General features: G+C 64.4%; 24 protein-coding genes. 11 read left to right on the forward strand and 13 right to left on the reverse strand.

Going from position 1 to position 22,491, the window contains the following annotated elements; all coding sequences use genetic code 11:
• Positions 1-19: 19 nt before the first annotated feature.
• The 5 genes from tolB to ybgC all read right to left on the reverse strand — a co-directional run bounded on the left by tolB (position 20) and on the right by ybgC (position 4,106).
• Positions 20-1,312, reverse strand: coding sequence for a Tol-Pal system beta propeller repeat protein TolB (gene tolB / locus PCA31118_RS23790; RefSeq protein ID WP_150627440.1), 1,293 nt, complete (start codon positions 1,310-1,312; stop codon positions 20-22).
• Positions 1,313-1,413: 101 nt separating this feature from the next.
• Positions 1,414-2,457: a cell envelope integrity protein TolA gene (tolA, locus tag PCA31118_RS23795; protein WP_150627441.1), complete on the reverse strand. Its 1,044-nt coding sequence runs from the start codon at positions 2,455-2,457 to the stop codon at positions 1,414-1,416.
• Complete coding sequence (gene tolR, locus PCA31118_RS23800) at positions 2,454-2,888, reverse strand: protein TolR (protein ID WP_044455156.1); 435 nt, start codon at positions 2,886-2,888, stop codon at positions 2,454-2,456. Before tolR ends, tolA begins: the two co-directional genes overlap by 4 nt.
• 21 nt (positions 2,889-2,909) lie before the next feature.
• Entirely contained in the window at positions 2,910-3,584 is a 675-nt protein-coding gene (tolQ, locus tag PCA31118_RS23805; RefSeq protein WP_150627442.1) for a protein TolQ, read from the reverse strand.
• Between the two features lie 39 nt (positions 3,585-3,623).
• Positions 3,624-4,106 carry a tol-pal system-associated acyl-CoA thioesterase gene (gene ybgC, locus PCA31118_RS23810; protein ID WP_150627443.1) on the reverse strand — a complete coding sequence of 161 codons (483 nt, stop codon included), beginning with the start codon at positions 4,104-4,106 and terminating at the stop codon, positions 3,624-3,626.
• A gap of 287 nt (positions 4,107-4,393) precedes the next feature.
• On the opposite strand from ybgC, the gene PCA31118_RS23815 reads away from it, so the two are divergent.
• Together PCA31118_RS23815 and PCA31118_RS23820 are read left to right on the forward strand one after the other, a co-directional pair.
• Complete coding sequence (locus PCA31118_RS23815) at positions 4,394-5,302, forward strand: NAD(P)-dependent oxidoreductase (RefSeq protein ID WP_281356304.1); 909 nt, start codon at positions 4,394-4,396, stop codon at positions 5,300-5,302.
• Between the two features lie 300 nt (positions 5,303-5,602).
• Positions 5,603-6,361: an IclR family transcriptional regulator gene (locus tag PCA31118_RS23820; RefSeq protein WP_150627444.1), complete on the forward strand. Its 759-nt coding sequence runs from the start codon at positions 5,603-5,605 to the stop codon at positions 6,359-6,361.
• A 15-nt stretch (positions 6,362-6,376) separates the two neighbouring features.
• Here PCA31118_RS23820 and PCA31118_RS23825 read toward each other — a convergent pair whose 3' ends face one another.
• From PCA31118_RS23825 to PCA31118_RS23845, 5 genes are all read right to left on the reverse strand, one after another.
• A complete protein-coding gene (locus PCA31118_RS23825; RefSeq protein WP_150627445.1) occupies positions 6,377-7,048 on the reverse strand; it encodes an SRPBCC family protein in 672 nt (223 codons plus the stop codon).
• Entirely contained in the window at positions 7,017-7,547 is a 531-nt protein-coding gene (locus PCA31118_RS23830) for a glycine cleavage system transcriptional repressor (protein WP_150627446.1), read from the reverse strand. Before PCA31118_RS23830 ends, PCA31118_RS23825 begins: the two co-directional genes overlap by 32 nt.
• 172 nt (positions 7,548-7,719) lie before the next feature.
• Positions 7,720-8,391 (reverse strand): phosphoribosyltransferase, encoded by a 672-nt coding sequence (locus PCA31118_RS23835; protein WP_150627447.1) that lies wholly within the window; start codon positions 8,389-8,391, stop codon positions 7,720-7,722.
• Between the two features lie 184 nt (positions 8,392-8,575).
• On the reverse strand, positions 8,576-9,337 hold the full coding sequence (locus tag PCA31118_RS23840; RefSeq protein WP_150627448.1) for a sulfite exporter TauE/SafE family protein: 762 nt from the start codon (positions 9,335-9,337) through the stop codon (positions 8,576-8,578).
• Positions 9,338-9,437: 100 nt separating this feature from the next.
• Positions 9,438-10,157: a phosphatase PAP2 family protein gene (locus PCA31118_RS23845; RefSeq protein ID WP_174990583.1), complete on the reverse strand. Its 720-nt coding sequence runs from the start codon at positions 10,155-10,157 to the stop codon at positions 9,438-9,440.
• 443 nt (positions 10,158-10,600) lie between these two features.
• Between PCA31118_RS23845 and PCA31118_RS23850 the strand changes: the two genes are divergently transcribed.
• The 9 genes from PCA31118_RS23850 to PCA31118_RS23880 all read left to right on the forward strand — a co-directional run bounded on the left by PCA31118_RS23850 (position 10,601) and on the right by PCA31118_RS23880 (position 18,919).
• Positions 10,601-12,223 (forward strand): restriction endonuclease, encoded by a 1,623-nt coding sequence (locus tag PCA31118_RS23850; protein WP_150627450.1) that lies wholly within the window; start codon positions 10,601-10,603, stop codon positions 12,221-12,223.
• Positions 12,224-12,482: 259 nt separating this feature from the next.
• Positions 12,483-12,911: a DUF2501 domain-containing protein gene (locus PCA31118_RS23855; RefSeq protein ID WP_246190415.1), complete on the forward strand. Its 429-nt coding sequence runs from the start codon at positions 12,483-12,485 to the stop codon at positions 12,909-12,911.
• A gap of 178 nt (positions 12,912-13,089) precedes the next feature.
• Positions 13,090-13,734 carry an FMN-binding negative transcriptional regulator gene (locus PCA31118_RS23860; RefSeq protein WP_150627451.1) on the forward strand — a complete coding sequence of 215 codons (645 nt, stop codon included), beginning with the start codon at positions 13,090-13,092 and terminating at the stop codon, positions 13,732-13,734.
• A gap of 141 nt (positions 13,735-13,875) precedes the next feature.
• Positions 13,876-14,034 carry a hypothetical protein gene (locus PCA31118_RS27125; RefSeq protein WP_174990584.1) on the forward strand — a complete coding sequence of 53 codons (159 nt, stop codon included), beginning with the start codon at positions 13,876-13,878 and terminating at the stop codon, positions 14,032-14,034.
• A 50-nt stretch (positions 14,035-14,084) separates the two neighbouring features.
• Positions 14,085-15,044, forward strand: coding sequence for a DNA/RNA non-specific endonuclease (locus tag PCA31118_RS23865; protein WP_246190410.1), 960 nt, complete (start codon positions 14,085-14,087; stop codon positions 15,042-15,044).
• Positions 15,045-15,110: 66 nt separating this feature from the next.
• Positions 15,111-15,392, forward strand: a complete 282-nt coding sequence (locus PCA31118_RS23870; RefSeq protein ID WP_150627452.1) for a hypothetical protein — start codon at positions 15,111-15,113, stop codon at positions 15,390-15,392.
• Positions 15,393-16,682: 1,290 nt separating this feature from the next.
• Complete coding sequence (locus PCA31118_RS27130; protein ID WP_174990585.1) at positions 16,683-16,850, forward strand: hypothetical protein; 168 nt, start codon at positions 16,683-16,685, stop codon at positions 16,848-16,850.
• Complete coding sequence (locus tag PCA31118_RS23875; protein ID WP_150627453.1) at positions 16,850-17,206, forward strand: hypothetical protein; 357 nt, start codon at positions 16,850-16,852, stop codon at positions 17,204-17,206. The genes PCA31118_RS27130 and PCA31118_RS23875 overlap by 1 nt, the downstream gene beginning before the upstream one ends.
• Positions 17,207-17,458: 252 nt before the next feature.
• The gene (locus PCA31118_RS23880) at positions 17,459-18,919 is read left to right on the forward strand and encodes a M20 family metallopeptidase (protein WP_150627454.1); all 1,461 of its coding nucleotides are present in this window, start codon (positions 17,459-17,461) and stop codon (positions 18,917-18,919) included.
• A 124-nt stretch (positions 18,920-19,043) separates the two neighbouring features.
• On the opposite strand, the gene PCA31118_RS23885 is transcribed toward PCA31118_RS23880, so the two are convergent.
• From PCA31118_RS23885 to PCA31118_RS23895, 3 genes are all read right to left on the reverse strand, one after another.
• Positions 19,044-20,297 carry a hydantoinase/carbamoylase family amidase gene (locus tag PCA31118_RS23885; RefSeq protein WP_150627455.1) on the reverse strand — a complete coding sequence of 418 codons (1,254 nt, stop codon included), beginning with the start codon at positions 20,295-20,297 and terminating at the stop codon, positions 19,044-19,046.
• Between the two features lie 123 nt (positions 20,298-20,420).
• Positions 20,421-21,371: a dihydroorotate dehydrogenase gene (locus PCA31118_RS23890; RefSeq protein ID WP_150627456.1), complete on the reverse strand. Its 951-nt coding sequence runs from the start codon at positions 21,369-21,371 to the stop codon at positions 20,421-20,423.
• Positions 21,364-22,314: a dihydroorotate dehydrogenase electron transfer subunit gene (locus PCA31118_RS23895; protein WP_150627457.1), complete on the reverse strand. Its 951-nt coding sequence runs from the start codon at positions 22,312-22,314 to the stop codon at positions 21,364-21,366. Before PCA31118_RS23895 ends, PCA31118_RS23890 begins: the two co-directional genes overlap by 8 nt.
• Between the last annotated feature and the right edge of the window lie 177 nt (positions 22,315-22,491).

The following is a 22,491-nucleotide window of genomic DNA, read 5'->3' on the forward strand; positions in this document are numbered from 1 at the left end:
AGTGATGTTGCTGTTGATGTTATTGCATGAAAGGGCCCCAGGAGGGTTCGCGAACTTCCCCTCCCCGGACCTGAAGAATCTGCCGGGTTTGCCCGTCCACCGAGACTGCCGCAAGAACCTTCCGGCCCCCCGACTGCGTTGCATAAAGAATGTACTTGCCGTTCGCGGCAAAACTCGGTGACTCGTCGTGGCTGGTGTCGGTCAGAGCCGTAACATCGCCAGTACTCATATCCTGCACGCTCAGCTTGAATCCGCCACCCTGACGCGCGATGAACGCGAGCAGCTTGCCGTCGGGACTGATTCGCGGGCTGACGTTGTAACTCCCCTTGAAAGTGACGCGCTGCGCGCCGCCTTCACTCTCGCCACCGGCCGGCATCTTGTAGATCTGCGGACCACCGCCACGATCACTCGTGAAGAAAATCCATTTGCCGTCCGGGGAATACTGCGGTTCGGTGTCGATCGCGCCGCTGCGCGACAGACGTTTGAGGCCGCCGCCATTGGCGTTGACCTGATAAATCTGCGTATTGCCGTCGCGCGAGAGCGCCACGGCGAGCTTGCTGCCGTCCGGCGACCATGACGGCGCCGAGTTGTTGCCCTTCTCGTTGGCGAGCACGGCGCGGCGACCGCTGGGCAGGTCGTGGATGTACACGACCGGCTTGCGCTTCTCGAACGAGACGTAGGCGACCTTGGTGCCGTCCGGCGACCATGCCGGCGAGATGATTGGCTCACGGCTGTTGAGCGCGACGCGCGCGTCCTGACCATCCGAGTCGGAGATCTGCAACTGATAGTTCGGACCGTTGTGCAGCACGTACGACAAACGCGTGGCGAATACGCCGCGATCGCCCAGCAGCTTCTGATAGATGTAGTCGGCGATCTTGTGCGCGGTCAGGCGCAGGTTCGCCTGCGAGGAGGTGAGGGCCAGGCCGCCGAGCGGTTGACCGTTCACGGCGTCGTACAGACGGAAGCTGACCTGGAAGTTTCCGTTGCCTTGCGGAACGATGGTGCCGGAGACGAACGCATTCGCACCCTTGGCGCGCCAGGTGCCGAGGTCGACCGAATCGTCCACGCCGACGGTGGCGCCGCCCGTGTCGATCTGGTTGAAGCGGCCGCTGTTGCTCAGGTCGGCCTTGACCACGGACACGATGTCCGTCGGTGCGGTGCCCTTGAAGTTCGACACGGCGATCGGGTAGCGGTTACTACCGACGCCAGTGATGTCGACGGTCAGCGGTGTCTGCGCATGGGCGATCGTGCAAGCCGCGGTGAGCCAGGTGGCCACCAGCGCACGCCATGCATATTGACTGGAGATTCGCATGCGTTCGATTGGTCAGTTACGCGGTGCAAGGGCCATTTTTACCACATTCGAGTGAAAATGGACTCACAACGCTCGGTTTTCGTTCCCGTTTGACAACACCGTCAGCCCTTCGGGCTGAAGCGGAGATTGACGCTCGGGGGGGCTTTGCCGTTCGTGTCGCGCGGCAACGGATCGGATTTGGTGATGGCGGCCTGCACGGCGGCATCCCAGGCAGGATTGCCGCTGGACTTGACCAGCTGCATCGAAAGTACGCTGCCATCCGGAGCAAGACGCACTGCAACGACGGCCGTGGGGTTGCCATCGGTGTCGCCGCCATAGGCGATATTCGGCTTGACCTTGGCGCGCACCCGGTCGGCGTAGCCCGCCGATGCCGTGCCGCCGGCGCCCGAGCCGGTACCGCCCGCCTGCGAGCCCAGACCGTTGCCGGTCGCGCCCGGAGTTCCACCCGCCATGCCGCGCAACGAGGCCAGACGATCGGCTTTCGCCGCCTCTGCCGCCTTTTGCGCCGCCGCTTCCTTCGCGGCCTTGGCCTTGGCTGCCTTGTCTTCCGCAGCTTTCTTCTCGGCGTCGGCCTTCTTCTGCGCGTCCGCCTGCTGCTGCTTGAGTTGTTCGGCCTTCTTGGCCTCTTCTTCCTTCTGACGCTTCTCGTCAGCCTTCTTCTGATCGGCGAGCTTCTGCTGTCGTGCGGCTTCGTCTGCCGCCGCCTTCTTGCGCGCCAGTTCGGCCGCGGCCTGCTGCTCGGCGAGTTGCTTCTGCTTGAGCGCTTCCTGACGCGCCTTTTCCTGCTGCGCTTCGAGCAGGCGCGCCTGCTCGGCGGCCTGCTGTTCCTGCTTGCGTTTCTTTTGCTGCAGCGCGATATCGGCGTCTTCTTCCGGCGGCGCAGGCGCGGCCACGGCCGGCGGTGCCGGCGTTGGCGCCGGGGTTACGACTTGCGGTGTCGGCTCGGCGACTTCGGCCGGCGTCCACAACTCGGCTTCGGAGCCGGCGGGCGAACTGTTCTGCCAGCGCATGCCATAGAAGAGCAACGCGAACAGCAGCGCGTGCATGAGCAACGCGAGGAGGAATGCCCGCCCCGTGCCGCGCTCGGCGTTGCGCGGTCCAAGAGGTCGATCGGGACGGCCCGGCTGGGCTACGGTGCGACTCATTTCTGCTTGACGAGCAGGCCCACGCGTTTCACGCCCTGAGCCTTGAGATCGGACATCACGTTCATGACGATTTCGTACTTCACCGACTTGTCGGCGGCGATGACGACCGGCTGATCCGGATTCGCCGCCTGGCGGCCCTGCAGGAAACCGGTCAGATCGCCGGCGCTCATGCGCTGTTCGATGGTGTTCTCACCATCCTTGTAGCGCACCAGCATGCGATTGTCCGCTTCGATATTGACGACCACCGGCGGCGTCTGTTGCTGCGGGCTCGCGTTGGCGACGCTCGGCAGATTGACGATCGACGGCGCGACCAGCGGCGCGGCCACCATAAAGATGACCAGCAGCACCAGCATCACGTCGATGTACGGTACGACGTTGATGTCCGCCATGGCGCGACGGCCGCGGCGAGCGTTGCGCATAGAACCTGCCATGTCTCGGCGCTCCCGGAATGCTTAGTGAATCTGCCGTTGCAGGATGTTGGAGAATTCTTCGATGAAGCTTTCGAAGCGGATCGACAGCCGGTCGATGTCGGTGGCGAAGCGGTTGTAGGCAACCACGGCAGGGATAGCGGCGAACAGGCCGATGGCCGTGGCCACCAGCGCTTCCGCGATACCCGGCGCCACATTGGCGAGCGTGGCCTGTTGCACGTTCGAGAGGCCGCGGAATGCGTTCATGATACCCCACACCGTACCGAACAGACCAATGTACGGGCTGACCGAACCGACCGATGCGAGGAACGGCAAATTGGCTTCGAGCGCGTCCATTTCACGTTGATAGCAAGCACGCATGGCACGGCGAGCGCCGTCCAGGATCGCGTGCGGATCGTTCAGACCTTTCTCGCTCGCCTTGATGTACTCGCGCATGCCCGACTCGAAAATGCGTTCGAGCGCCCCGGTCTGATGGCGGTTGTTCAGCGCGCTTTGGTACAACGCCTGAAGGTCGCCGCCCGACCAGAAGTCCCGCTCGAAGCGCTCCGTCTGGGTGCGGGCACGACGGATCGCAAAGATCTTGCGGAAGATGTGCGTCCACGAAAGCAGCGAGAGCAGCAGCAGCAAGCCCATGACTGCCTGGGCGAGCACGCTGGCATGCATGACCAGCGAAATGATGGAAAGGTCTTGATCGGGCATGGTGTGGTTATTGACTGACCGGAATTTTTTTCCCTGGCTTCAGGCGGCTGCCGCGGGGGCAGAGGCATTCGCCAGGGTGTTGGCCGCCCTGGCGGCCGATTGCATGACGGAACGGACGTGCGCGGGAATCTTGCCGGGGCGCAACGTCGCCGCAGCCACGCAGCCGATTTTGATGCTGCCGCGCGCCAACAGTTCGCTGGTGCCGTCCGGCGCGTCGCGCCACGCTTCCTGAAGGAAGTCGACCGAGGCGCCGCCGATACGATCGATGCGACTTTTCACGACGACGAGGTCGTCGAGCCGGGCGGGGCTCAGATAGTCGACGGCAGTGGCGCGCACAATAAAGATCATTCCAGTATTGCGGGCCAGTTCAAGTTGTTCGATGCCAAGCGAACGGAGCCATTCGGTTCGGGCCCGTTCGAAGAATTTTAAATAGTTGGCGTAGAAGACGACGCCTCCGGCGTCCGTGTCCTCGTAGTAAACGCGAATTGACCAACTGGTATCAAAATCAGCCATGCCGCGCATTGTATCGGAACGGAGCGGTAACGCCAGTCACGGAAACAGAATTTTTCAAACAAGCGTGATACCGATTTGTTTACGAGCGATTATTGCAACCGCTGCGGCGCACCAAAGTGGGGAGAGTCGTCGCTAACGCCCCGTGCGACGGGGGATTGCGCTAGCGTGCGAGCCCGGGCCGTCTCTATAATGACGGCTCGCAAGCCCCCTGTATTTCAGACAAGACCGCCGTATGCGCACGCCTGCACCACGCGCCCTCCGGTCTCTCATAGTGCTCAACCTGCGAGGCCCTTGAATTGACTTCCCCCACAACGCAATCTTCCACCCTTCGCGTCGCCTTCCTCGGGCTCGGTGTGATGGGTTATCCGATGGCGGGTCACCTCCAACGCGCCGGTCATACGGTGACGGTCTATAACCGTACGGCCGCCAAGGCACAGCAATGGGCCGGCGAGTACGGCGGATCGAGCGCCGCAACCCCCGCACAGGCAGTGCGCGATGCGGACATCGTGGCCGCCTGCGTGGGCAACGACGACGACCTTCGCAGCATCGTGCTCGGCGAGCACGGGGCGTTCGCGGGCATGAAAGCCGACGCCGTCTTCGTCGACCACACCACGGCCTCGGCCGACGTGGCGCGCGAACTCTACGCGGCGGCGCGCGAAAAGGGCCTGCATTTCGTCGACGCGCCGGTCTCCGGCGGCGAGGCCGGCGCCAAGAACGGCGTGCTCACGATCATGTGCGGCGGCGACGCCCCGGCATTCGAGCGCGTGCGCGCCACGCTGGGCGCCTATGGCCGTGCGGTGACCCGTATCGGCGAAGCCGGGGCCGGTCAGTTGGCCAAGATGGTCAATCAGATCTGCATTGCCGGTCTCGTACAGGGACTCTCCGAGGCCATCAACTTCGGCCAGCGCGCGGGACTGGACATGCCGCTCGTGCTCGACGTCATCAACAAGGGCGCTGCCGCCAGCTGGCAGATGGACAATCGCGGTCAGACGATGATCGACGGGAAGTTCGACTTCGGTTTCGCCGTGGACTGGATGCGCAAGGATCTGGGACTGTGTCTGGAAGAAGCGCAGCGAAACGGCGTGTCGTTGCCGGTGACCGCGCTCGTCGATCAGTTCTATGGCGACGTTCAGGCATTGGGTGGTTCGCGTTGGGATACGTCCAGCCTGATCCACCGACTGCGCGTGTTGTCGGGCAAAGCGTAAGCCCGACAAACCCTTGCGCGGCGTCCGAGCGGACGGACCGGGTTCGGCGCCTGCCGGGCCCGTCCGTCCGTTTTTTGTTGGCCGGGTATCAAATATTCGAAATATCTTCGGGTTTGTCTGCAATCGTCGGAATAGACGATTGGCACTAGAATGCGGAAAACGGGACGTCGCGGCGCGACGGCACTTCGACGTGGCAGCTTGGGAGTGGGCTGGGGCGGTGGTGTGTCGGCGTGTGGCAGCAGGGAGACCGCCGCGAGCGATAACGATCCAGAACATAACTCGACCCCGAGATCAACCGACATGAGCAATCAGTCGAACGCCGCGGCCGTCCGCGCATTTCGTATCCTCGAAATTCTCAGCGCCTCGGGCGCGCCGATGACCCTCGCCGAAATCGTGGCCGCGATCGGCTTGCCGAAGCAGACGGTGCATCGCATCCTCAAGCAACTGGAAGCGGCCTGGCTGGTCTCCCGCGAGGCGGGCAGCCGGCACTATGAGCCGTCGTCGCGCGTGCGCGCCATGGCCGTCAATGCGCTGATGCACGTGGGGCCGGCGGCGGCGCGTCACGCCATTCTCCAGCAACTGGTCGAAAAGCTCGGCGAGACTTGCAACCTGTCGATGCTCTCGGGGGACGACCTCGTCTACCTCGACCGTGTGGAGACCGACTGGTCGCGCCAGCTCAAGCTCTCACCCGGCTCGCGCGTGCCGCTGCACTGCACGGCCAGCGGCAAGTTGCTGCTCGCCTTCCTGCCGAGAGCGCGACGCGAGAAGCTGATCGCTCACCTGCCGCTGCGACCGCGTGCGGAGAACACCATTACCGATCTGGAAGACTTGCGCGCCGAGCTGATCGAGACACGCAAGCGTCGGGTCGGGACGAATAACGAAGAGCACGTACCGGGCATGATCGCGGTGGCAGTGCCGGTGATGCTCGATCGCAATCGCGCATGTGCCGCGATCGCGGTGCAGGCGAGTGCCCAGCATTGCACGCTGGAGACACTGATGACCTTTCTGCCTGAGCTACGGAGCGCCGCTGAAGCCATGGCGGCGACCTTCAACGAGTAAGGGAGGACGGGGGGCTCACTGTCCTTTGTCGACGTCGCCACTCGCGGCGGCGCTGGCCGTCCCGGGGATCGCGGTCGTCGACGATATCGAGGGCAGTGACGATGCAGACGGCATGCCCGGCGCCAGCGCTTCGAACACCGCTTCAAGTTGCTTCGCGCCTTGCTTTGCTTCGGCGCGCACGCGCGGTCCGATGAAGACCGGATCGAGGATCAGGAACAGCAGGTTGGGCGTGCGGTAGATGAAGTCGCGCTCGAAGCGGGTACCCGTGCCGTTCGGTGTGAGCTTGTAGCGGACTTCGCCCGACGGACGCCGGTTCACTTCTCCCTCGATACGCCATTCGAACGGCGGGTTCGCTTCGACCACCTTCCAGTGAAGAATGCCGTGGCGGCCCGCGAGCCGGAATTCTTCGGCCACTTCCTCCCCAACCTTGAGCGGATGATCGGTCGCCCCCTGCACCGCGAGCGACGCCGGGTGCCACTTCGGCCAGTTCGCCGGCGTGGTCGCATAGTCGTACACGACCTGGGGCGGCGCACGTAACGTGACGACGCTCACCACATGGGTCGTGCGCTCGAAAGGCAGCGGGAGCAGCGAGAGCAGGGCGACGATGGCCACTGCCCCGAGCAGGAACAGAAAGGCTCGCTTCATCGGTGCGCGCTCACGCACCGGCAGGCGAATCGAGTTCGACATCGACCATCAGGTCGTCGGCAAGACTTTCCAGAACCTCCCGCAGCGACTCGGTGCTCACGCTGGCCGGTACATGCAGGCGGGCAGTCGCACGAAAAAGCGTGCCGCCCGACATCGAGCCTTCGACACATTCGGTCGCCAGTTCGTCGATCGAGATGCCGCGCGTGAACAGCACGTGCGAGATTTCCTTGACGATGCCCGGATGGTCCTGTCCGACGAGATCGAGCTGCAATGTGCGGGCTGCCGGATCGGCGGCGGCGCTTTGCGCGCGGGTAACGGAGATTTGCAGGCCATGCGTCTCCAGTGCGTGCATAGCCTGGGTGAGGGCATCGGCCCGATCGTCGGCAACTTGCAAGTGGATGATGCCGGCGAACTGGCCGGCGAGGTTGGCGAGACGGCTTTCCAGCCAGTTGGCGCCGGCGGCGGTGGCGCGATCGGCAATCGCGTTGACCATACCCGGGCGATCCGGGCCGATCACATTGAGAATCAGGGACGTCGTCATCACAGGCTCCGTCGAAACTGAGGGGCAAGAGGCGGCGCAGGCAGCGCGCTCGTCCTCCGGCGTGGTCCGACGTGCGCAGCAGGCTCAAGTGTAGTGCAATCGCGGGGTGCGCCGCTACGGCGGACAACGCCAGGTGCGGCGGCCGCAGCATTCGTGGCGCGCGACCGGCGACTTACGTAGGATCCGCGGCCATCGCGAGCAGCGCGATGACCGTGGCGTCGTCCGTCTGCGCGAAATCGTTGTAGGCCAGGCTCACGGCGTAGAAGGGCTGCGGGGTTTGCAGGCAGACGACGGCGTCGGCCAGTGCGCTCAGCCGTTGGATGGCCTCGCGTGCGCCGACAGGCGCGCAGGCCACCAGCGGCGTCGCGCCCAGACGCCGCATTGCCCGCAATGCCGCCGTCATGGTCGCCCCGGTGGCAATGCCATCATCGACCACGACGACCGGTCGTCGCGCGACATGCGGCGCACCTCGCCCCGGCGTATAGGCCTGACGCCGTTGCTGAATCAGCGCGCGCTGCCGGGCGGTTTCGTGCGAAAGGTAAGTGCCGGTCGCACCCAGCGACAGCGCGTGGTCGGCGAGGAAGATGCCGCCGAACTCGTCGACCGCGCCCACGGCCAGCTCGGCGTGATGGGGCGCGCGCAGCTTGTGCGCGAGCAGGACGTCGAGCGTGCCGTTCAACTGGCGGGCGATGGGCATGGCGACCGGCACACCGCCGCGCGGGATGGCAAGCACCAGCGGCGGCGCACAACGCGCGAGCAGTTCGTGCGCAGCAAGCACTTCGGCCAGCGCGTGGCCTGCGGCGGCACGATCGAGAAATGACGCAGCGGCTGGCATGTCAGGCATGGCGAGAGCGCAGTGGCAAGTCCGAAGAGTCAGTCAGGGAGGATTCCCATCCGGTCTCGCTATCCTAACGCTGCGGCCTCATGCTCGTTTGGACCGGTCGCGATGCCTCGGCTCTCCATGCCTCGGCCCCCCGTCCCGTCAGGGCAGACTCGCCCGATTTGCCCGGGACGTCCGCCTGACGATCTCATCGGGCAAGCAACTCCGGCACTGTCCCGACCAGCAGCGTGACGCCCGAGCAGGCCAGCAGCGCAAGCACCATGCGGCGAAACGCGTGATCCGAGAGAAACTTGTACGCCCATGCGCCGATCAGCGTCGGCACGATCATCGACGGCACGGCAATCGCAAACACGTGCAGCGTCTGTACGGTGATCACGCCGTGCACGGCATAAAGCGTAACGGTGAGCGTGTGCATGACGATGAAGAAGATCTGCATGACGGCGCGCTGCATGTCCTTGTCCCAGCCGCGCAGCGTGCACCACAGCGTCGGGGCCACGCCGACGAGTCCCCCAATGCCGCCCATGACCCCGCCGATGAAGCCGACGATGCCGTCGGCCGCACGTCCGCCGTGTTGAATCCGGGGCAGGCGTGCCGCGAGCAGGAGGATCGTGCAGTAGATGACGAGGATCGCCCCGATGCCTGCGCGAAACCACACGGGGTCGAGGTAGCGCAGGATCCACACCCCCACGGGCACGCCCACGAGTCCGCAGAGCACGAACGGCGCGAGGCGATCGAGCGGTGCTGCGCGACGCGTCGCGCGCAACGCCAGCAACTGACCAACGAGCGAGCAGAACGCGGCCAGCGGGCCGGCAAGTGTCGGCGGTAACGACCACGCCCAGAAGGAGAGGGCCACCAGACTGAAGGCGAAGCCGGACAGACCTTGTACGAAGCCGGCAACGCAGGCGCCGACAATGAGCGGGATGAGATGAAGCGAAGGATCGACGGTCATGGTTTCTTGTTTTCCGCCGACATTATGCTGCGATCCTGCATCAGGATGAACCGTGCCACGTTCCCGATGGCGCGCCTGATGCCACGAACTATGCCCCGAACTATGCCCCGAACGTCTGTGTCCTCGGCTGCCACCGCTGCCATGCCGCAACGACCATCGTGCCGACGACGATGCCGAGTGCCGCGCCGGCCAGCGCGTCGCTGGCCCAGTGATAGGCGGACGCAAGTTGTCCGAACGCGGTCAGGGCAATGGCCACTGCGCAGGGCAGGCGAAGGGCGCGGTGGCGCAGCGCAAGCACCGTCGTGAAGGCAAGCATCACGGTGAGGTGTCCCGACGGGAACGACGCGAATGCATAGTTGCCGCCGCCAAAGAACCGGAACTCGAATACGCCGTCGCGCAGATACGACGGATTGTCGTGGATCCACGTGGCGGGCCAGGTTCGGCCGAACACGACCTTCAGCGCCTGTTTGGCCAGACTGCCGACGCCGACCGCCCCGGCAGCGAGCCACAGCGTCGTCGCCCACGTCGGCAACTTGCGACGCCAAAGCAGCGCGGCGCCGAGCAGGAAAAACATGGGCCACGCCAGCACGAACAGCGGCGCGGGCAACTCGGCGACGTGCTGAATCCAGGGCGTGCCTTGCGTGTGCGCATGCGCGAAGTCCACGACCGGGCGGTCGACCCAGGCAATGCACGCGATGGCGATCAGCAGGCAGCCCAATGCGCTCCACAGTGCGGTGCGCAGGCAGGGGGGGCTGGCTGGCGCGTCGTGTGGCGCGTCGGGTGGCGTTGTTGGTCGGGCGTTGGGAGCGAGTTCGGTCATGAAGCGATGCAGGGCAGGGGGCGGAATAACGGCATAACGGAATAACGGAACGGGGACCACGGACATTCGGTAAGACGGTGCCATGGTAGACGCCATTGGCCATCATCGGATGGCCACGCGCAAGCTTCGGGCATTCACGCAACGCTCCCCAAGCCGTCGCCCATGCCGCGCCGGGTTGGCTCACCCCACAGGCAAGACTGCCTCGGCGCGATGGCGATTTGATGACGGTCATGGCCGCCGTGTTGTCGATGTGCCATGCTCCGGAGTTACGACGACGTTTTGAAAATCAAAGATTTTTTTGCGGCAGAGCGGCGCAACGTCCTACAATCGTCCCCTACGTAATTGCCGTAGATGGCCGTTAACCGCTGGAAGGCTGGAAGCGTTGTGCGCGTCGCGGGCGTCGGTCAACAAAACAAGATCAAAATTTGCATGCGGGGGCAGGAGTGATTCGGGGATTCGAGAGCATCATCGATCGGCTGGCGCGCGAGTTCTGGCGCGCCGCGCACACGCGTGAACAGCAACACGCCCAATCGCAGGAACGTTCGCTGGCGGAAGTCCGGGCGCTGGATCAGGCGCACCGCGCGTGGGAAGGCGCCCCTGCAGGCGACGCCGCCGCGAGCGAGCGTTTGCATCTGGCTTGGCGGCAGGCGGAAGCCGCCGCCGAAGGGGCACGGGCCCGATTCGAGGTGGCGCGTTTGTCCCGCTTGCTTGCCGACGGTCTGGCCCGCGACCTGCGCATCCCGCCGGCGGATCTGCGTGCTCGCAGCACGCCGCCGGTGCTCGACACGCGGCATCTCCCGAAGATTCTGCCCAAGCCCGAGTGGGAGACATTCGCCCCCGAGAAACCGGGACGGCTGGCGCTGGCCATGCCGGGCGCGTCCGGACGCTATGAGCAGGCCGTCGCCAAGGCGCGCAGCGAATTCGTACATGCCGAGCGCGAGTACGAAGCGTCGAAGATCCGGCGAACGCAAGGGTCGATGATTCTTCAGATCGCACAGCAAAAGGCCACGGAAGCCGCGCGTATCGAGAGCGCGCAACACAATGCGGCGGTGGCGGACTTCGAGGGCGCGCTGCTGCGCGGCGAAGCGGCCGCCATCACGCGCTATGCCCGCATCGTGCTCAGCCGCAGTCCGTATCCGACGGCCTTCGAGCAAACACTGGCGGCGCACTACGTCGAAAACCACAAGCTGCTCGCCATCGGCTACGACGTGCCTACGCTCGACGCGGTGGTTCCCGTCGCCTTCGAATATCGCTACAACGCCACGCAAGCCGCCATCCAAGGTGTGCCTGCCGATGACGCCACGCGTGCCCGAGTCTATGCCGACGCGCTTCGCCAGATTGTGCTGCGCTCGCTTCATGAGTTGTTCGCGGCCGACCCGTTGCGTCATGTGAACGCCATCGTATTCAACGCCTACGCTCGGCAGGGCGACGAGCGCGTGTGCCTCGTGAGCGTGCATGTGGCGCGTGCCGACTTCGCCGCACTCGTGCTGACCGAAGGCGACGCCGCGACGCATCTTGCCGCACTCGGCGCGCATGTGTCGGTGCGTCCCGAAGCGCTGGAGCCCGTCGCGCCGGTCGCCGGTGTCGACATGACGCAGGTCGTCACGGACGCCGACGTCGCCGTCGATCGCCGCTTCAATCTGATGACGCTCAGCGACAAGGATTTCACGCAGGTCATGTTCCACCTGCTGCGCTCGCACGGCTTCGAAGGGCCGCCGCTGCTGCCGGGCGATCAGGATGGCATGCTCACCTGCCGCGCATGGGATCCGCATCCGATTTTCGGCGGCGACGTCGTCGTGCACGTCTTCCGCGTCATGGACCGTGCCGCACGGCTGGACATCGCCGCAGCGCGTGCAGTGCTCTCCGAGATGCAACAGATCGGCGCGGCGCGCGGCATGCTCATTACGACCGGTGAGTTCGGCGAGGGCGTGGAAGAGTTCGCGCGCGATCGGCGGATCGAATTGCTCGCCGGGCATCATCTGGTCTTCCTGCTCAAGGAGAACGCCGGCGTCGATGCCAGCGTCGTCGTGCCGGACACGACCGATCGCGTTGCCGTCATGTCGTAGGAGACCTGCCGGCACCGGGGCGGTGAGTGATACGTGATGTGGGGCCTGTTATAGTGCTCCGACCTGACCCCACGTCATTCACATCACGGAGGAACGTATGTCCCGACGCATGGAATGCAAGGCACACAACGCACACCAGGCAAACAAGGCGCGCAAGGCCACGACGGCCGACACGGCGAACCGGGTGCGAGCAGGTTTCAGGGGATGGGCGAGCCGAGGTGCGGCGAGCGCCGCGTTGCTGCTGGCCGTCGTCGCCCCGATGCAGGCACACGCCCAACTGGATCTGCTGAAAAATGCCGTGGGTAGTGGTAACGGTAGCGGCAGTGGCAGCGTCGGCGGTGGCGATTCGGGCGGTCTGGCGGGAAGTCTCGGTGGTCTTGCCTCGTCCGGCTCGCTGGCGTCGAGCAGTATCGGCAACGCGACCGGGGTGCTTCAGTTCTGCATCAAGAACAACTATCTGAGTGGCGCCAATCTGAGTTCCGCGACCGACGTCAAAGACAAGCTCCTTGGCAAGATCGGCACCCAGTCCGGCTCGGCGGCGGCCAGCCCCGGCTATCTCGATGGCGTGAAGGGCATGTTGTCGTCTCCCGACGGCAAGACCGTGGATCTGAACGGTGGCGGCCTCAAGGAACAGCTCACACGCAAGGTCTGCGACAAGGTGCTCGATCAGGCCAAGTCATTCCTCTGACCGGCGAGGCGCAGGTGAGTCATTGAGCGGGAGGCGGGGGACCGCCATTCCCGCCATTCCTGGCACTCCCGGCTTCGTGGCATCAAAAAAATCATCGATATTGGGTCTTTGCCGGGAGCCACGTGCGGACGTACGCTGTGCGTCGTTCCTTCCTCGCCGCTTTTGTCCGGAGTCATCGATGTATCAGCCCGCCGCCTTTACCGAAGATCGTCCCGAAGTGCTGCACGATCTGATTCGCGCCCACCCGCTTGGCCTGCTCGTGAGTGCAGGCGCGGCGGGGCTGGTGGCCGATGCCATTCCGTTTCTGATGTACGCCGACGAAGGCGAGTTCGGTACGCTTCGCGGACATCTGGCGCGCGCCAATCCGCATGGCGCTGCGCTGCGCGACGTCGACGATTGCCTGATCGCCTTCACTGGCCCGCAGGGATACATCACGCCCTCGTGGTACGCCGCAAAGGCCGAGCACGGCAAAGTCGTGCCGACCTGGAACTACGCCGCCGTGCATGTGTGGGGCAAGCCGCGCGTGATCGACGATGCTGCGTGGTTGCGCCGCCTCGTCGGTGACCTCACGCAATCGCAGGAGCATGGGCGCGCTGCGCCGTGGGCGGTCGAGGACGCCCCTGCGGACTACGTGGACAGCATGCTGCGCGCCATTGTCGGTGTGGAGATTCCGATTCGCCGCATCGAAGGCAAGTTCAAGATGTCACAGAACCGGCCGATGCCCGATCGCGTCGGTGTCGTGAACGGTCTGCGTGCCGAAGGGCCGCACGGCGACGCGCTGGCGGCGCTCGTCGCCAGTCGGGGCGACGTGCCGACAGCGTGATTGCGGCGAGGTTGATCGCGTCCACCACGTCGATCACACCTCGCGCTCGCCGGTAACGAAACGAAACATTTTCGCGGGATGCGAGGCGCTCGCGCGCCGTTGTCCCCGCATACAATGCGGCAACCCAACTCGGATGCCGCAATGAAAACGCTGCTCCTCATGCTCGCGCTGATGCTGTGCCTGCTCTTTCTCGGGCAGGCGTGGATGCCGAGCGCGCAGGCGGACGAGTGCGACAACCTCGGTCCGGTCCAGACACTGCAATGCGCCGCGTACGGCGCCGGGAACGTCGTCCCCGAATAGCCGTTCATCCGCTACAATCGCACCCCTTTCGTCTTACCGTAAGCAGTGCGATGAAGCAGTCTCGATGGACGGTCACCGCAGTGCGCGCAAGCCGTTTGCGCGCGATGGCCGGGCAGTTGGCAATCTCCCTCCCTCTCGTCATTTCGCTGTCCCTGACCGCCGTGTCGGGCGCGTCGGTCATGGCGCTCGTGACGTTCTCGCGGGAAGCTTCTGCGGCGACTACCGCGTGTGGCGAGCACTACTGGTCCGGTACGGCCCCCGACATCACCAACGGCGCGATGACGCGCGCCGCACGCGAGGTGTGCTTCACCGCGTTCGGTGTCATGCACTCGGGCGTGACGCGTACACCGCTCTGGTCCGCCGAGCACCTCACGCGGGGCGGGCTGAGCGATGCGCGACAGATCTCACGCGTCAACAACTTCCACGCCGAATCACGCCTGCCCGCGAGCGAGCGGGCGGAACTGCGTGATTACGTACGTTCGGGCTACGACCGCGGCCATATGGCGCCATCGGCCGACATGCCGGACCCGCAGGCGCAGTCGGAGAGTTTTTCGCTCGCGAACATGGTGCCGCAGAACAGCGAGAACAACCGCTTTCTGTGGGCGGGCATCGAGTCGAGCGTGCGCAAGCTGGCGCAGGACCGAGGCGAACTCTTCGTCATTACCGGGCCGCTCTTCAAAGGCAAGACGATCACGCAAATCGGCGACCGGGTCATGGTGCCGACGCAGTTCTTCAAGGTCGTCTACGATCCGAAGCGCAAGCAGGCGGGTGCCTATCTTGTCGCCAACGAGGCGACAGGCGACTATGCCGTGGTGAGCGTGGCTACGCTCGAAAAACTCGCCGGCATCGATTTCTTCCCGGGCATGCCCGCGAGCGTGAAGCAAACGGCGATGTCGTTGCCGAAGCCGAAGGCGGCAGGCGGGGGCAGCAAACGCAAGCGCGAGCAGGAGATACCGACGTATCGCGAAGTGCAGACGGTGCTCGACTTCCTGCGTACGATCATTCGCTGAGCGTATCCGGCCGCAACCCCGATGCAACCCCAAACGACTGATTTCCCCCCGATTCAGGAGTCACGAATGTCGAACTCGTCTTCCGCCAATGTCAAATTCACGCCGTTCGCCAACGATACCGAGGCGCTGACGCTCGGCGAACTGAACGTCGAAAATCACACCGATCACGTGGCGATCTTCGGCAATGTGGCATTTCGGCGCGATGCCGAGGGGCTACATCAGGCGCGGGTGCTCAAGGCCGTGCTCGACGCAGTTGTCGCGGCGCTCTCGGGCGCAGACCTGCCCGCACATGCCGAAACGCCGACGGGCACGACGGCCAAACAGGTGAGAAATCCCTTCGAATCCTGAGCGGCCGGTGGGGGATCCGGCAGGCATGGCGCGCGCATACCCCCGGATTTACCCCAGATTTGTCGCTTATTTGAAAAATCGATGTTGCATTGCACGAAACGCCTTCGGGGGCGTGTCGCGGGCCCTGCGTTTGTCTGAACCTGCCGTCGCGAGCGAATCCCTTTCCTGCGACACGAGCACACCTGTCACGGGTGCCAGAAAATGGTCGTTGCACGATCCATGCGGGTTGCGCGACAACTTGTCGCACCTGCGACATTCTGTCGCATTGACAGCGTTCGCCAAAAATCTCGAATCGCGTCATGGTGACGGTATTGGTGACCGCCTTTGCCGGTCCCGAAAACCACACGAATCAGGCGTTTTACTTGCGGCGACGCAGCACGGATAAGGGGTTTACCGTTGCCGGACAAAGCGCATACTAGCCCTGCGTCTCGTCGATTCCGATAGCGAGAATCGATGACCGGCAAGGCTACGAACACTAAACAACGCGAGGTAACTTATGCACATCCGTTGGAAAAAAGTGTATTCGAGTGGTTGGGGAACGATTCATCACGATGCACCCCGTTCCCATCGCAGCGCGAGCGAGCGCGAGCAGCTCTTTCAACGCCTGTTGGCAATGGCGATCGCCTGTAGCGTCGGCGGTTTCGTCCTGCTGTCAGTCGGTGCGGCCTTCCTGGGACGCTAAAGCCTCAAGCCCTTCCTCAAGTCCTTCCTTTTCGTGCGCGGCGCCGCCTCCGGCGGAATGCCGCGCTACGTTGCCCTGCACTGATCTTTCATCTGTTTGCGCCGGCCAATCCAGCAAAGCGAATGACGTGCACGCTGCTACGCGCCTTGTAGGCACTGGCGCCGCGACACACCGAGCGCGACCTGCCTTGCGCTTTCAATCGCCCGATTCAATCGCCTGTACATTTTTCATTTGAAACGTTTTGTTACAGGTGCGACTGCCCGCTGTAAAAGCGGTTAAGGCACAATTTCAGCGATGCGGCACAATTCCCGGTTAAAGGTGCTTCGCGATTTATGCTAAAGCACGCTTTGCACGGCATAACCATCGTGGACAGCGATGGTCGTCCGTGGTTTTGGCGTCGCATTCTGCGAGTTCACGCTATTGCAATTCCGGAAGAATAGTGCGATCTTGAAGCGACGGTGCGATGTCGGAATTTTGGGAAGTTTTCGGGTGTATCACACGACGGGAATTGCTCGGATTTATCCGAATTGTCTTGCGCCTCAAAACTTTCGATAAAGAAGAAAAGAACAAGTTGTGCGGGCCGGTTTGATTGATTGATGAGGTGCGCCATGGAAATTCGCTGGGAAAAGCTTTACTCGGGCGGATTGGGTCGTTTTTACGACACTTCGGAATCCAGCCGCCGCCGGGCGCGGCGTGCGCAGTTGGCCTGGTTCGGCGTGGTCATTTCCATTGGCGTCGCTATCGGCGCCGTCGCCATTGCATGGCGCTGGATCTGATGACTGCGTCCACCACGCGTCTTTCGGGGATTTCAGGCTTGCTGGTGCTTCTCGCCTTCGCGGTGAGCGGGCCGGTGCATGCGCAGACATCGGCGATGCCCACGGAGCCGGTCGACGCCGGCGGGCAACCGTGCGGGGCGATTCGCGCCCTGCCGGCCAACGTCACCGACTACCGGTATGAAGTGACGAACCGGTGCGAGCGCCCGGTGACCTTCTATTGGCGCTGTAACGCCGCCGACACCGAGCATTCGGTCGATGTGCCCGCCAAGGGCCAGCAATCGGCGGCATGCACAAAGGCAAGCGGCGCGGCCGGTGAAATCGTGTTCCGCTTCGGGCCGCCGGGCACCGGTAGCTGAGCTTCTCTCTCCGATCGATGTTGGCGATGCGCTGTGCCGACGCACAGCGGCGTCTGCGTTTGCATTTTGCGCGTGCCTTTCCGCGTGCCGTGGGGCCGACCGGTCGTCACGGCCCGACGGAAATCGCTATCATGACGCCATATCGCCATATCGCCATATCGCTGCTATAGCGGCGCGCATCCCGTCGCCGCCATCCGACACCATCGGAAACGATCCGAATTCGCCCCGAGAACATTTACCGAGGTCTTCCCCATGAACGACACCGTCACTCCGACTCAGCCGACGCTCGACACTGCGGCATTGCGCGAGTTCGTCGAACGCAAGTGGAACGACGAAATCCTGCACGCACTGACCGACTACATTGCCGTGCCTGCCAAGAGCCCCGGCTTCGATGCCGACTGGGCGCGCAACGGCTACATCGACCGCGTGGTGCGCGACGCCGCGCAGTGGGCGGAGCGTCAGCCGGTCAAGGGACTGAAGCTGGAAGTGATCCGACTGGAAGGTCGCACGCCGGTGATCTTCTTCGAAGCGCCGGCCACGCGCTCGGGCAGTACCGACACGATCGTGCTCTACGGTCACCTCGACAAGCAGCCTGAATTCGACGGCTGGCGCAAGGATCTTGGCCCGTGGACGCCCAAGTTCGAAGACGGCAAGCTCTACGGCCGCGGCGGTGCCGACGACGGTTACGCCATCTATTCTAGCGTCACGGCGCTTGCCGCGCTCGATGCACAGGGCGTGGAGCGTCCGCGCTGCGTGGGCCTGATCGAGACGTGCGAAGAGTCGGGCAGCTACGATCTGCTGCCGTATGTCGACGCGTTGCGTGACCGCCTTGGTCGCGTGAGTCTCGTGGTCTGTCTGGATTCGGGGGCGGGCAATTACGACCAGCTCTGGCTCACGACGTCGTTGCGGGGGCTGATCTCCGGCAGTCTGGAAGTCCAGGTGCTCGACGAGGGCATTCACTCCGGTGGCTATGGCGGTATCGCACCGTCGAGCTTTCGCATCATGCGCCAGTTGTTCGAGCGTCTGGAAGACGCCGGTAGCGGCAACGTGCTGCCGAAGGGATTCCACAGCCCGATCCCGCTGCAACGGCTCAAGGAAGCGGAGGCGACCGCGCAGATTCTCGGCGACGACGTGTGGAAGAAGATGCCGTGGGCCTGCGGTCAGGACGGCCTGTCCGTATTGCCGACCACGACCGATCCCAAAGAGGCGCTGCTCAACTCGACGTGGCGTCCGTCGCTGTCGGTGACGGGGGCGGCGGGCCTTCCGGCGCTGGCCGATGCCGGCAACGTGTTGCGTCCGCGCACTGCCTTCAAGCTCTCGCTGCGTCTGCCGCCGCTCGTCGATGCGGTGCAGGCCGTGCAGGAGCTCAAGGCCTTGCTCGAAGTCGATCCGCCATACAACGCGAAGGTGACATTCAAGTCCGACGCCGGTGCCGCTTCCGGCTGGAACGCGCCGGATGTCGCGCCGTGGCTCACCTCGGCGCTCAACACGGCGTCGCAACGCCATTACGGCGCGGATGTGGCCTACATCGGGCAGGGCGGCACGATCCCGCTGATGAACACGCTGCAAGCCGGTTTTCCGACGGCGCAGTTCATGGTGTGCGGCGTACTCGGACCGAAGTCGAATGCGCACGGACCGAACGAGTTCCTGCATGTGCCTTACGCGAAAAAACTGACGGCAGCCGTCGCGGAGGTCATCTCGCTCGCGCCTTGAGACACAGCACGTCACGCCGCCTGCGCGACGTCGGTTTCAGGCATTACCGTACGGAACGGACCGCCATAGTGCGGTCCGTTTTGCATTGGTGTGGGGATGAGATCGGGTCCGACCGTCCCGACGCTCACAACCGATGCGTCGCCGCTTCTATCGCTTGCACACCGCGCATGAAGTCGTTCAGGTCCATGCTCTCGGCCGGGTTGTGCGACCCGTTGGCGTTGCGTACGAACACCATGCCGCTGGGAATGCCGGCGTTGGCGAAGATCGCGGCGTCGTGTCCTGCACCGCTTGGTACGCGCTCTTGCGGCAGATCCAGCGCGCGGCATACGTCCTCCAGGATCGACGACACCTGTTTGTCCATGACTGCGGGTGCCGAGGCGAGCCGACGGTCGAAGACGAACTTCACGCCACGGTCACGCTCGATGGCGCGGCACTCGGTGCGCATCAGTTCGTAGAAGACGTCGAGCGTGTCGGCGCTCTGGCTGCGGACCTCCAGACTGAAATCGACTTTGCCCGGAATGCGCGAGATCGCATGCTCTGCGGGATCGGTCCCCACGATACCGGTGGTCACGACCAGGTCGATGCCGCGCTCGAGCAGCGCACGCCAGTGTTCGTCCAGCCGCGTAATGAAATCGGCCACGGCGAACATCGCGTCGTGACGCAACCATCGCGGCACCGCCCCCGAATGCCCGGCTTCGCCGACGCACGACACGCGGTTATGCCGCACGTTGCCGCGAATGCCCGGCACGATGGCCACGGGCATGTCGCGCGCCATCATCACCGGCCCCTGTTCGATATGCAGTTCGAGCCACGCCTTCGCGCGCGACGCGTCGAAGAGGATCTCCCCGGCGCGAATCGCCTCGACATCGGCCCCGGCCTGCGCCATGCACTCGCCGAGCGGTCGGGCGTGCGTGCGATGCGGCATGGCGAGATCGGCGTCGCTCAGTTTGCCGAATAGCGCACTCGATCCCATGTACGCGCGGCCGAACCACGCGCTTTCTTCGCCGCGCAGCGCGAGCACGCGAACCGGCGTGGCACTCGCACGCCCGCTGCGCCGTTGTTCGACGAGGCACAGCAGCCCGGCGACGATGCCCGCGAGACCATCGTAGTTGCCGCCCTGCGGCACGGAGTCGAGGTGCGAGCCGATCCACGTCGCGGGGGCGGTGGCGTCGTCGTCGGGCAGGGTGAAGACGAGATTGGCCGCACGGTCGCGCGCGACCGACAGTCCCTGATGACCCGCCCATTCCGAGAGATAGGATGCTGCGGCGTTCTCGCCGTCGCCATAGCTGTCGCGGGTGATGCCGACGCCGTCGCTGCCCAGACGGCGCAGGTCGGTAAAGAGTTGCTCGGCCAGCGGGGCCAGCGCGTTCAGTTCCATGTGTGCTTCTTTTCGCGTGAGACGATGCGAGGGTTAACGGGTGAAACGGGTGATACGGGTGATACGGGTGATACGGGTGATACGGTTGGTGCAGGTGAAGTTCTGTGCGACGTGCCGAACCTCTCAGCCCGACTGTTGCGCGAAGCGCAGCCAGCGGTCGGTCAGTTGCGCGTCGATGGCGACGGCGCCCGTGAGCGTCGAAATCCTGTCGATACCGTGCGTGTCGCAGTACGACGTGAGCCCATCGACGATGTGTCCCATCACGGCGGGATCGCGAAACGATGCGGTGCCGACCTGTACGGCCGTTGCGCCCGCGAGCATGAACTCGGCCGCGTCGTGCGCCGTTTCGATACCACCGCAGCCGATGATCGGAATGCGCACTGCCCGGTGGCATTGATGCACGAGACGCACTGCCAGCGGCTTGATCGCCGGGCCCGAGAGGCCGCCCATCACATTGCCGAGTTTCGGTTTGCGGGTGTGTACGTCGATGGCCATGCCAAGCACGGTATTGCCCATGACAATGGCGTCGGCACCGGCGTCTTCGGCCGCGCGAGCGATGAGCGCGATCTGCCCCGCATTGGGCGTGAGCTTGACCCACAAAGGGTGCGATGTCCGGCGGCGAATCGCGCTCACGGCCTTGTATGTGCTTTCAGGCTGCATGGCGAAGGCCATGCCGTCAGCTTCGAGGTTCGGGCATGAGATGTTGGCTTCGATGGCCGCGACCTCCGGCAGCGAGAGCGTCTCGCAGGCGTGCGCGAACGACTCGGCCGTATCCGCCGATACGGACACGACAACCGGGGTGTCGAAGCGCGTGTAGGCAGGCAGCACGTCGCGGCGATACGCGTCGAGCCCCTTGCTGGGAATGCCGATGGAATTGAGCATGCCGCCGGCCGTCTCGGCCACGCGCGGGGTCGGATTGCCCGCGCGCGAGTTCGGCGACACGCTCTTGATGACGAGTGCCCCGAGCCGGTTGAGGTCAAGCGCTTCGGCGTATTCGACGGCGAAGCAACCCGACGCGGGCATCACGGGATTGCGCAGCGTCAGCGCGCCAATGCGAACGGAAAGATCAGCCAAAGTCCACCTCGCCTACAACGTTACGAATCGGAAACACGGGGCCTTCGCGGCACACGCGAAGGAATTGCTTGTCGCCGTCGCTATCGAACAGGCGGACGCACGACAGGCACACGCCCATGCCGCACGCCATACGCTGTTCCATCGCGACTTCACCGACGATGTTCGGATACGCATCGAGCGCTCGCTGGAGCAGCATCAGCAGGCGATGCGAGCCACATGTGTAGACGGCGTCGTGCGGCGCGGCGGCGAGCAGGGCGTGCACACGCGGCGCCAACGCCTCCACGGCGGACGAGCCATCGCTGTCGAACACGCAATGCACGTCGGCCAGCGCACGGGCTTGCGGCGAGCGCAGGAATTCGTCGTGCATCAGATCGGCCTCGCTGCGCGCGGACATCACAACCGTCAGTTGCAGACCGGCGGCGGCCGCGCGTTGCACGAGCGGCGCCATCGTCGCCAGCCCCACACCGCGCGCGACGAACATCACGCGTTTCCAGGCAGTGTCGAGCGTGAACGTGTTGCCGAGGGGACCGACGATGTCGAGCGATGCGCCCTCGGCGAGCGTGGCCAGCGCGCGGGTGCCGACGCCTGTCACGTTGTAAAGGAACTCGATGGTGTCCGGCTCGGGACCGGTGCCGTAGACGCTCATCGGGCGAAGCAGGAACGGCGCCTCGCTGGCAGTGACCGGACACTTCAACTGATAGAACTGTCCGGGGTGCGTGGTCAGGGCGATGGGGGCGTCTGCCTGCAAACGCAGATAGCGATACCGCGCATTCACCGCGTGGTGGCTCAGGACCCGGCAGCGATGGGTCGCGACGCTCGGGCCTGCCGCCGTACCGCATGTGGCTTCGGCGCAAGTGTGCGATGCACGCGTGTGGCACGCCGGCGAGTGCACCGGCACTACCGGATGGGGGGTGTTGCCGGAGGTCAGGGAAACGACTGACATGGGGACTCCGAATAGTGGGGCGCGCACGATGGGCGCGAGGAAATGATGCGGCGATCAGACGATCAGACGATCAAACGATCAAACGATCAAACGATCAGACGATCAGACGATCAGACGATCAGGCAAATGGACGAAACGAATCACGGTGCCGGTGGCGCGAAACCGTATCGCGTCACC

Source organism: Pandoraea captiosa, from assembly GCF_902459775.1.
Taxonomy (GTDB): domain Bacteria; phylum Pseudomonadota; class Gammaproteobacteria; order Burkholderiales; family Burkholderiaceae; genus Pandoraea; species Pandoraea captiosa.

Coding starts and splice junctions, on each gene's coding strand:
- tolQ (WP_150627442.1), bottom strand. CDS start 3,584: ATGCCCGATCAAGACCTTTCCATCATTTCGCTGGTCATGCATGCCAGC.
- PCA31118_RS23895 (WP_150627457.1), bottom strand. CDS start 22,314: ATGTCAGTCGTTTCCCTGACCTCCGGCAACACCCCCCATCCGGTAGTG.
- PCA31118_RS23855 (WP_246190415.1), top strand. CDS start 12,483: ATGCAGGCACACGCCCAACTGGATCTGCTGAAAAATGCCGTGGGTAGT.
- PCA31118_RS23830 (WP_150627446.1), bottom strand. CDS start 7,547: ATGACGACGTCCCTGATTCTCAATGTGATCGGCCCGGATCGCCCGGGT.
- PCA31118_RS23820 (WP_150627444.1), top strand. CDS start 5,603: ATGAGCAATCAGTCGAACGCCGCGGCCGTCCGCGCATTTCGTATCCTC.
- tolB (WP_150627440.1), bottom strand. CDS start 1,312: ATGCGAATCTCCAGTCAATATGCATGGCGTGCGCTGGTGGCCACCTGG.
- PCA31118_RS23835 (WP_150627447.1), bottom strand. CDS start 8,391: ATGCCTGACATGCCAGCCGCTGCGTCATTTCTCGATCGTGCCGCCGCA.
- PCA31118_RS27125 (WP_174990584.1), top strand. CDS start 13,876: ATGAAAACGCTGCTCCTCATGCTCGCGCTGATGCTGTGCCTGCTCTTT.
- PCA31118_RS27130 (WP_174990585.1), top strand. CDS start 16,683: ATGGAAATTCGCTGGGAAAAGCTTTACTCGGGCGGATTGGGTCGTTTT.
- PCA31118_RS23885 (WP_150627455.1), bottom strand. CDS start 20,297: ATGGAACTGAACGCGCTGGCCCCGCTGGCCGAGCAACTCTTTACCGAC.
- PCA31118_RS23860 (WP_150627451.1), top strand. CDS start 13,090: ATGTATCAGCCCGCCGCCTTTACCGAAGATCGTCCCGAAGTGCTGCAC.
- PCA31118_RS23875 (WP_150627453.1), top strand. CDS start 16,850: ATGACTGCGTCCACCACGCGTCTTTCGGGGATTTCAGGCTTGCTGGTG.
- PCA31118_RS23845 (WP_174990583.1), bottom strand. CDS start 10,157: ATGACCGAACTCGCTCCCAACGCCCGACCAACAACGCCACCCGACGCG.
- tolA (WP_150627441.1), bottom strand. CDS start 2,457: ATGAGTCGCACCGTAGCCCAGCCGGGCCGTCCCGATCGACCTCTTGGA.
- PCA31118_RS23880 (WP_150627454.1), top strand. CDS start 17,459: ATGAACGACACCGTCACTCCGACTCAGCCGACGCTCGACACTGCGGCA.
- ybgC (WP_150627443.1), bottom strand. CDS start 4,106: ATGCGCGGCATGGCTGATTTTGATACCAGTTGGTCAATTCGCGTTTAC.
- PCA31118_RS23825 (WP_150627445.1), bottom strand. CDS start 7,048: ATGTCGAACTCGATTCGCCTGCCGGTGCGTGAGCGCGCACCGATGAAG.
- PCA31118_RS23840 (WP_150627448.1), bottom strand. CDS start 9,337: ATGACCGTCGATCCTTCGCTTCATCTCATCCCGCTCATTGTCGGCGCC.
- PCA31118_RS23865 (WP_246190410.1), top strand. CDS start 14,085: ATGAAGCAGTCTCGATGGACGGTCACCGCAGTGCGCGCAAGCCGTTTG.
- PCA31118_RS23870 (WP_150627452.1), top strand. CDS start 15,111: ATGTCGAACTCGTCTTCCGCCAATGTCAAATTCACGCCGTTCGCCAAC.
- tolR (WP_044455156.1), bottom strand. CDS start 2,888: ATGGCAGGTTCTATGCGCAACGCTCGCCGCGGCCGTCGCGCCATGGCG.